Origin of the sequence: Citrobacter sp. Cpo221 (assembly GCF_030332345.1) — a bacterium.
GTDB classification, from domain to species: domain Bacteria; phylum Pseudomonadota; class Gammaproteobacteria; order Enterobacterales; family Enterobacteriaceae; genus Citrobacter; species Citrobacter portucalensis.
Genome location: NZ_JAOWIA010000046.1, coordinates 19,544 through 28,626, shown reverse-complemented (window position 1 = coordinate 28,626; position 9,083 = coordinate 19,544). Strand labels below are relative to the sequence as shown.

Below are 9,083 nucleotides of genomic sequence, written 5' to 3'. Positions count from 1 at the left end.
TGTAAATAGACCCGTTTTAGTTCCAGGCATTTTTTGAGATCCCGGCCAAATGATTGTGTTGCCGATATTCCTCCGGCGTCATATTGTTCAGTGATTCATGCGGGCGTTCACAGTTATATTCTGACACCCATCTTTCCGTGATTTCCCGCACTTCATTCAGCGTTCTGAACAGATAAAAATCGAGTATTTCTGTACGGTATGTTCGGTTAAAGCGCTCAATAAAAGCGTTCTGCGTCGGCTTACCCGGCTGAATAAATTCCAGTTTTACTGCATGTTGCTCTGCCCATTCAGCCAGTGCAAGTGAGATAAATTCCGGACCATTATCCATGCGTAGCATGACCGGATAGCCGCGATTTGCCGCGATCCTGTCGAGTACACGGACCACGCGCAAAGCTGGCAGATTCAGATCGATTTCAATCGACAATGCCTCACGGTTAAAGTCATCAACGACATTGAACGTGCGAAAACGACGGCCACAGACCAGAGCATCATGCATAAAATCGACAGACCAGCTCTGGTTCAGCGCTTCCGGTGTGGCCAGTGGCGAGGGATTACGCACCGGCAACCGTTGTTTGCCTTTACGGCGAAAATTCAGCTTCAGCAGACAATAAATACGATGGATCCTTTTGTGATTCCACGGGTATCCCTGCCGCCGCAGAACCTGGAAAAGTTTTGGAAAACCGTACCGTGGGTATCGCTCTGCCACTGCCTGTAACGCGACAATAACGGGTTCGTCACGCGTGGTATCCGGACGGTAATGGTAAACCGTTCTGCTCAGGTTCAGACTCCGGCAGGCCTGACGGATACTGAGTCCAAATGTCGTTATCAGATGAGTGACCAGCTCACGCTTAAAGGCTGGTTTTAAAGCTTTTTTTCGATAACGTCTTTCAGCGCCCGGTTCTCAAGGCTCAGGTCGGCAAACATCTGTTTGAGACGTCGATTCTCGTCCTCAAGATCCTTGATCTTTTTAATATCAGAAGCCTCCATGCCGCCGTATCTGGACTTCCAGTTGTAGTAGGTGGCTTCAGAGATACCGGCCTCCCGGCAGACATCTTTAACGGTTCGTCCGGCTTCAACCGATTTAATTACAGCAATGATCTGATGCTCAGTAAAACGGGCTTTACGCATAGCGATCTCCTTTGTTGGCAGAGTGATTATGCCGGAGGGTCTCTAAATGTGAATGGCACGATTATGCGGGATACTTACAGCGCCTTCCGCTTCGCGAAAAAAACAAAAATCTCCAACAAACTCAACCACCTCCCCCACCAATTACAAGGACGCCAGCCCCCAAAATTCTCCATCGGTGATTACCAGAGTCATCCGATGAAGTCCTAAGAGCCCGCATGGCGAAAGCCCTGCGGGCTTTTTTGTGTCTGTCGTTGTCCCAGGATATCCGGCTAAATCCGGTGATTATTGGTATGCGCTTTTAGGTATACGGAAGGATGTATACCTAAAAGCGCATACCAATTCCTGGAGCAGCGGCCACAATGGCATGGACAATGTGCCCCCTGACCAACACCGAAGTTCTACAAGCTAAAGCGGGCAAGAGAGCTTACTCTTCATAACAGCGAGGGTTTATTCCTCATCGTAAGACGACAGGAAAAATGCTCTGGCGCTTTCATTATCAACGACCGACCGCCAAAAAAGAACGATAGCAGGGGATACAAACTAATCTGCCGCTGAAAGAGGAAAGCTACGTCGACTGGCTACCGAATTGCACCGAATCCGCAGCAACATAACCAACCTCGACCGGCAACAGCCGGTCTTTTCCTTTCTGACCATTGCCACAAGGTGAACAGTTAGATTAAAAAAATATTTACGCATCTTATGGCGATAGGTAATACTATCTTCATAAGAAAAGTCACATTATATGAAGAACTAAGAAGGAAGAAGGAAGAAGGAAGAAGGAAGACATATAAATGGATAAAACTGATTACATCCTGCGTTCACTTACGAAAACCTCAAAAAAACGATGGGAACATTATGCAGTAACTCGCATTTATCATCTTTTAAATGATCCCGATATTGAATTTATCTGCCAGCAATGTATCAGAAAAGAAAATGGAAAAATCTATTTGGAAGATTTATTTTTCCCACAACTGGAACTTTACCTAGAAATTGATGAAGGGCATCACAACAGTGAGCAATCACAAATAGATGATGCAAAACGTCGTATGGATATTACTGAAGCCACAGGATTTTTAGAGAAAAGAATTCCCGCAAGCAAAATAAGCCTTGAAATTTTCGATCGTTACATCAATGAATTTATTGAATTGATACACAATCGTAAAAATAGAATGATTAAAGATAAAAAATTCAAAGAATGGGATTTTGATAATAAATATACAGCTCGTCCCCACCTTAAGGCAGGAAGGATATCTGTAGGTCCGGATGCCGTCTTCAGATACCACCGGGATGCTTTGAACTGTTTCGGTTACAACAAAGTGCATCATCAGTCTGGCGGTTGGAGCATTCCTTCTCACATAAGTGAAACAATGGGTCTATCCATGCTGAATGATGATTATTACTCTTTATTTAACCCAGCATTAAATGTGGGATCCCCCAACAAAAAAACGTATTAATTACTCGCAATTGCACAAAATAGATAAATACCGTTATCAGCATTTACAGTTTTTTCCTAAAGCCAGCGCTTCGTTTGTATGCCATGCTTAACCACGCTAATAACTTATAACGCTAAGCGAGGATATTATGAAAAAGACAATTATCGCATTATCTGCAATTCTGCTGGCTTCTCCGGTTATTGCCGCAACAACACACGCAACCGATAATGATGTAGCCGCCGCACACGAAAACGCCAATACTGCAAAAGAAAAACTGCATCAGGCGCAGAATCAGGGCGAAGAGCAAAAATTAAAAGCCAAACATGCTGCTGAAGGTAAACAAGATGACCTGAGCAGCAAGGTGAGTGAAGGTTCACAAAAAGCCTGGAATACAACCAAAGAAGGTACTGAAAAAGGTTGGAATGCAACAAAAGAAGGTACCGAGAAAGGCTGGAATAAGACTAAAGAAGGTGCTGCCTCCGTTGAGAAAAAAGTCAGCGAATAATCTTCCAAACATTGAATAATAAAAAACCGCGAAAGCGGTTTTTTATTATTAGGAATAAGCCGCAATCAAGCATCAGGCCTCATCGCAATCTGTTTCTAAAGTTAAACCAGATCAGGGCCACTGTAACGCACAGCCCCTAACTCCACGAGTGGCGACAGCAAATCCTGTTTCACTCTCGCCAAACGCTTTCATCCTTACTTATCAACCGGATATTCCCTGTTAATCCACGCATGTTCATCTTCCCAGGTAAACATCCATTTGCGAACCGGGCCGGCCATTACGTTAAGGTAGTAACTGTCATATCCCGCCAGGGTTGCCACCGGGTGATACCCTTTCGGCACCATCACCACGTCGCGGTTATAGACTGCCATACACTCGTCAAGCGACCGGTCGTCGGTGTAGACCCGTTGCATACAGAATCCCTGCGGCGGGTTGAGGCGATGGTAGTAAGTCTCCTCCAGATAGGTTTCCTGCGGGGGATTATCGGTGTCATGTTTATGGCTTGGGTAAGAACTGGTACAACCTTCGTTGGTCCACACCTCCACCACCAGCAGGCTATCTGCGGGTTTATCTTCCGGTAAGATGTTATGCACATAACGCTGGTTGTGACCTTTGCCACGCGCTTCCCCGTCGATATCCTTAGGTGCGATCAGCCGCGTTGGGTGCGTGCCTTTCCCCGGCGCAGCGCAGACTGCCAGCTCCAGTCTGGTCACCGCCTGAACCTGTATGGTTTCACCAGCAGTGACATAAACCGCCCACGGTTTGATCCGTTCGAACGGGCTCATCCGCTCACCAATATCCGTAAAAGTTGCGCCCGGCGTAGTGACGGTCGCGCGTCCGGCAACCAATACCAGACAACGTTCTTCGCTGACGGCGGGCAGCGTAAGCTGCTGCCCTTCTTCCAGTTCATACGCTTTAAAGCCAACATATCCCCAACCGGCGCTTTCCAGCGTCACTGACTGCGTACACCCTTGCGCGTCCGGCTGCTGCCAGCGTGATAATAAACGTGACATATCACCTCCTCAGATAAGCCCAGCATCCCGCGCCAGACGGCTAAGGTTGTTATAGCCCAGACGCGCATACGTCAGCGGATGCGCGATGGCTGGATCCTGCTCCGCCTCCACCACCAGCCACCCCTGATACTGGTTCGCCTTCAGCAATGCCATAATTGGCGGATAGTCAACGCAGCCATCTCCCGGCACGGTAAAGACGCCGCTCAGCACCGCATCGAGGAAGCTGGTTTTGCGGTTTTTGACATCCGCCAGCACGTCGGCACGCACGTCTTTGCAGTGAACATGGTTGATACGTGATGCCCAGCGCTGCGCCACAGCCAACGGATCGGCACCCGCAAAGGTCAAATGCCCGGTATCGAGCAACAAGCCAACCTCATCACCGCTATACGTCATCAGATTATCCACATCTTCAGCAGATTCAATCACCGTTCCCATGTGGTGGTGATAGGCAATCTGTACCCCCTGCTGCTGGGTGTAACGCGCAAACTCGGTGAGCTTTTCACCGTACTCTTGCCAGCGCTCTTGCGGGAAGCGCGGACGCAGATGTACCGGCGTCTGCTGCTCGCCGTGAATGCAGCCACTGACTTCGGCAAAGACCAGCACCTTCGCTCCCAGTTCGCGCAGTAACGTCAGATGTGACTGCACGGCGGCAATCTCCTCCTCCACGCTGCGTTCCAGCAGACGTCCGGAGTACCAGCCGGAAACCAGTTGCAGGTCGTGGCGCTGCAAAATGGGGCCGAGCAGTCGCGCCTCGCGCGGGAATTTATTACCCAGTTCGAAACCGGCAAATCCGGCCTCTTTGCCCTCGCTCAGACACGTATCAAGCGACGTCTCAGCGCCCAGTGAAGGAAGATCGTCATTCGTCCATGTCAGTGGATTAATACCTAATTGTACCGTCATCATCTTCTCCTGAATTATGCTTGTCCGCGCTCGCGCCACCAGGCGATAAGCTGCAGGTAGTTATCTTTAATGCGCGCCACCAGCTGCGCATCGTCAATATCGTGTTTCAACCACGCGCGGGAAGCGTCGCCGAACAGCGTGCGTCCCACGGCAAATCCTTTCACCACCCCATGACCCGCAGCCGCTTTAAAATCAGCACGCAGTTGCTCTGCCGGTGCGTCCAGGCCCAGGATCACCACGCCACGGCAGTGCGGATCGCGCCGTTCGATAATGTCACTCAACGCCGTCCAGCCAGCAGAAGTCAGCGGTGGGAGTTTCCACCAGTCGGGGTAGATCCCTAAGTTGTAGAAGCGGGAAATGGCGCGCAGATACAGTTCATCACTGCGCGGCATACTGGCCGGTAAAATCACCTCCAGCAGCAGCTCATGACCGGACTGGCAACAGGCGCGGTACACCTCAGAGATTTTCTGTTCTTGTTCCAGGCGCAACGCGTGGGCATCTTCCGGATGGAAAAAGACCAGACACTTCACCACATGTTCCTGCGGCCAACTAATGAGCTGCGAGCCTATATTGCCGTGTTCCATCTCCAGCGGGCGCGACCCCGGCAGTTCGATAGGGCGACCAATCCACCAGCCCTCTCCGGTTATCGTATTCAGCGCATCCTGACCAAACGTGCCATCGCACAGCAGTCCGGCTTTACCTTCCAGCCCGGCACTGTTCGCCGCTTCACGGCTGGCCTGCAAAATAAGCTGTTTCAATGCCGGAATACGCTTCAAAGACGCGCCGCACTGCAACGCCATCTCTTCCAGTTGGCTACGGTGATCGAAGGCCATTACGCATAGCTCCGGCCATGTGCGGCGGCGAGTCGTCACGCGATGCAAATGGTTGAGATGCGGATCGAGATCCGGACGAGGAACCTCTGCGGCGCGAGAAAGATAATCATCAAGTTCAATTTTGCTCGGCATTGCCGGCGCACAGCCGTGACGCGACACCACCAGCGCACCGCAGGCGTTGGCATAGCGGCACGCCTGCTCCCATCCCTCATCGTTGAGATAGCCGCGCAGCAGACCGGACATAAACGCATCCCCCGCCCCCAGCACGTTCAGCACCTCTACGCGTACGCCGGTGACCGTCAGGCCATCGTCCAGCCGGGGCGGGATCGCGTCGGTATACACCGAGCTGCCGAGTGCACCGCGCTTGCAGACCAGCGTCGCGTTACTCACGCCGCGAACCTGCGCCAACGCCTGCAGCGTATCGGTACTGCCGCCCGCGATATGAAATTCCTCCTCGGTGCCGACAATTACATCAAAAAGATGCAGCACCTCCTGCAACTGGCGGGTGACCTGATCGGCGGCGATAAAGCGTGTTTCGCCGTCGCCTAAGGAAGTAAGTCCCCACAGCACCGGGCGATAGTCGATATCCAGCGCCGTACGCACGCCGTGACACCGGGCGTAAGCGAGCGCCGTCAACACCGCCTCGCGGGTTTGCGGATGAGAAAGATGCGTCCCGGTGATGGCAAGACAACGAGCAGAAGCGATGTACTGTTCATCAACATCGCTGGCGGTAATCGCCATATCCGCGCAGTTATCACGGTAAAAAATCAGTGGGAAGGTGTCCCGGTCTTTAATGCCGAGTAGAACCAGCGCTGTCAGGCGGTCTTTATCGGTAATCAGATGGCTGGTATCGCAGCCTACCTGGTTTAATTCTTCACGCAGGAAACGCCCCATATGTTCGTCGCCAACCCGCGCCAGCATTGAGGAACGCAGTCCCTGGCGTGCCGTACCGTAAGCCACGTTGCCGGACGAACCACCAAGGTATTTGGCAAAGCTCGACACATCTTCCAGGCGCGCGCCAATTTGCTGACTGTAGAGGTCAACCGCCACGCGGCCCATGCATATCACATCAAACTGCTTTTCCACGTTGATACCTCTTCAGACAATGTCGTTCACGTTCAGCCAGCGGCCTTCCTGGTGCGAGAGTGCGATAGCGTCAAGCACGCGCGACACCTTCCAGCCTTCTTCAAAGTCCGGCCACATCGGTGCATCGGCGGCAATGCCGTCCACCAGGTCGCGTACTTCCACAGTTTTCTGGTCGTTAAAGCCGATACCATGCCCGGCTCCCATGCAAAACGCGCCGTAGTCCGGGTGCGCCGGGCCAACCAGTAAAGTGCGAAACCCCTGACGGTTGACCGGATCGTCATGCAGATAGAGCTTCAGCTCAGCCATGCGCTCCTGGGTAAAACTGATGGTTCCTTTGGTCCCGGTAATCACATACGACAACCCCATCTTGCGGCCACAGGCAACGCGCGAGGTTTCAATCACCCCTTGCGCACCGCCTGCAAAGCGCACCATCGCGTGGGCCTGATCTTCGTTCTCTACCGTCACCATTTGCGAGGAACCGACTTTCGCCGGACGCTGTGGCACCACGATCTTCAGGTCGCCGCAGACCTGCTGAATATCCCCAACCAGGTACTGCGCCATATTGACGATATGCGCCGCCAGATCGCCAAGCGCTCCCAAACCTGCCGTTTCTTTAAAACAGTGCCAGTGGATCGGCGCAAGCGGATCGGCCATGTAGTCTTCGTTGTGGGTGCCGTAGAAATGGATCACCTCACCAATTTCTCCGCACGCAATGATCTCTTTCGCCAGCTGCGCCGTTGGGTTCTTCATATAGTTGAACCCCACCAGCGTTTTCACTCCTGCCCGCTGTGCTGCTTCAACCATTTCACGCGCGTCGTGGGCGTTCAGCGCCAACGGCTTTTCTGAGTACACATGCTTGCCATGGCGAATCGCTTCCAGCGCCATCTCTTTGTGCAGATGATTAGGAGAACAGATATCCACGACATCAATGGCCGGGTCAGCCACCAGCGCACGCCAGTCTCCGGTTGAGCGGTTGAAGCCAAACGCCTGCGCCCGCTCGGCGGCTAGCTCCGGCGTGACTTCCGCCACCATTTCGCGCACCAGTTTGCCGCGCAGGTTGAATACCGTCGGGGCCTGGGCATAGGCGATGGCATGCGCCTTGCCGATATACCCGGTGCCAATCAATCCAATACGAACTTCTTTCATCATGATCCTCACAATGCGCCGCGACGGCTCTTGGCGTAGGTATCGAACGCCACCGCCAGAACGATAATTAAGCCGGTAATAATTTGTTGGTAGTAAGCCGAGACATTCATCAGCACCAGACCGTTAATCAGGATGCCCATGATGATCGAGCCGATAATGGTGCCGCCAATACGCCCGTAGCCGCCCATCAGCGAGGTGCCGCCAATGACCACCGAAGCGATGACGCGCAGCTCAAACGAGATCCCGGCAACCGCTTCTGCGCTTCCCAGACGAGCACTGAGGATGAAGCCCGCCAGCCCCGCCAGACAGCCAATCAGTACGTAGACGCTCACCAGCACGCGCTTCACGTTGACCCCTGCCAGACGCGCCGCCTCCGGGTTGCCGCCGATGGCGTACACAAAGCGCCCCCAGCGGGTTTTATGCAGCGCCAGATAACCGCCTACCGCCACCAGCGCGAATATCCAGATTGGAATGGAGATACCGAGCAGTTCACCGCGTCCCCACCAGCGGTATCCCGCGTCGAAACCGGCAATCGGTGCACCGTCGTTAATCACCAGCGTCAGGCCCCGCCAGATCGTCATCCCGCCGAGGGTGACAATAAACGGCGGCAGACGCAGGCGGGTCACGCCGAGGCCATGCAGAAAACCAATCGCGGTGCCCATCGCCATACAGATACCAAGGCCAATCAGCCAGCTCATGCCGCCCCAGGCGTTCGGGTCGACGGTGGTGAAGTTGTCGCCCTTAATCACATACGCGGCGGTCATAGCGCAGACCGCCAGGATGGACCCCACCGACAGATCAATCCCGGCGGTCAGAATGACAAATGTCATCCCGACAGCCATGATCCCGTAGATGGAGACTTCGGTCAGGATGTTGAAAATATTGCGTTCAGAAAGAAAATTGCTGTTCTGCAACTGAAAGAAAATCAGCAGCAGGATCATGAAAATCAGTACCCCAAAGCGCTCAAAAAAGGCAATGGGATCAAGACGTCCGCCGCGTTTGGCAGGAACCTGCGTTTTAGAAATAATCTGCGTCATGA

The 9,083-nt window shown here is 52.9% G+C and carries 8 protein-coding genes and 1 pseudogene; 3 read left to right on the top strand and 6 right to left on the bottom strand.

What is annotated here, in order from left to right:
* Positions 1 to 16: 16 nt before the first annotated feature.
* Positions 17 to 1,128, bottom strand: a protein-coding gene (locus OGY72_RS09420; protein ID WP_103848104.1) for an IS3 family transposase whose coding sequence is annotated in 2 segments (ribosomal slippage) — positions 17 to 867 and positions 867 to 1,128 — 1,113 coding nt in all. Because the reading frame shifts where the segments join, the coding sequence is not laid out codon by codon here.
* A 359-nt stretch (positions 1,129 to 1,487) separates the two neighbouring features.
* On the opposite strand from OGY72_RS09420, the pseudogene OGY72_RS24910 reads away from it, so the two are divergent.
* The 3 genes and pseudogenes from OGY72_RS24910 to OGY72_RS09410 all read left to right on the top strand — a co-directional run.
* Positions 1,488 to 1,646, top strand: a pseudogene (locus OGY72_RS24910) (integrase); the annotation flags it as partial.
* Between the two features lie 273 nt (positions 1,647 to 1,919).
* Positions 1,920 to 2,582: an AbaSI family restriction endonuclease gene (locus OGY72_RS09415; protein ID WP_286547633.1), complete on the top strand. Its 663-nt coding sequence runs from the start codon at positions 1,920 to 1,922 to the stop codon at positions 2,580 to 2,582.
* A 127-nt stretch (positions 2,583 to 2,709) separates the two neighbouring features.
* The gene (locus OGY72_RS09410; RefSeq protein WP_003826111.1) at positions 2,710 to 3,066 is read left to right on the top strand and encodes a KPN_00521 family repetitive protein; all 357 of its coding nucleotides are present in this window, start codon (positions 2,710 to 2,712) and stop codon (positions 3,064 to 3,066) included.
* Between the two features lie 194 nt (positions 3,067 to 3,260).
* On the opposite strand, the gene iolB is transcribed toward OGY72_RS09410, so the two are convergent.
* From iolB to OGY72_RS09385, 5 genes are read right to left on the bottom strand one after another with little or no spacing between them, the layout of a single operon-like run.
* The gene (gene iolB / locus OGY72_RS09405; protein ID WP_286547631.1) at positions 3,261 to 4,079 is read right to left on the bottom strand and encodes a 5-deoxy-glucuronate isomerase; all 819 of its coding nucleotides are present in this window, start codon (positions 4,077 to 4,079) and stop codon (positions 3,261 to 3,263) included.
* A gap of 9 nt (positions 4,080 to 4,088) precedes the next feature.
* Positions 4,089 to 4,979 (bottom strand): myo-inosose-2 dehydratase, encoded by an 891-nt coding sequence (gene iolE / locus OGY72_RS09400; protein ID WP_286547629.1) that lies wholly within the window; start codon positions 4,977 to 4,979, stop codon positions 4,089 to 4,091.
* Positions 4,980 to 4,993: 14 nt separating this feature from the next.
* Positions 4,994 to 6,898: a bifunctional 5-dehydro-2-deoxygluconokinase/5-dehydro-2-deoxyphosphogluconate aldolase gene (locus OGY72_RS09395; RefSeq protein ID WP_286547627.1), complete on the bottom strand. Its 1,905-nt coding sequence runs from the start codon at positions 6,896 to 6,898 to the stop codon at positions 4,994 to 4,996.
* 12 nt (positions 6,899 to 6,910) lie between these two features.
* Entirely contained in the window at positions 6,911 to 8,044 is a 1,134-nt protein-coding gene (locus OGY72_RS09390; RefSeq protein WP_003826104.1) for a Gfo/Idh/MocA family protein, read from the bottom strand.
* An 8-nt stretch (positions 8,045 to 8,052) separates the two neighbouring features.
* The gene (locus OGY72_RS09385) at positions 8,053 to 9,081 is read right to left on the bottom strand and encodes an ABC transporter permease (RefSeq protein WP_003826102.1); all 1,029 of its coding nucleotides are present in this window, start codon (positions 9,079 to 9,081) and stop codon (positions 8,053 to 8,055) included.
* Positions 9,082 to 9,083 lie beyond the last annotated feature (2 nt).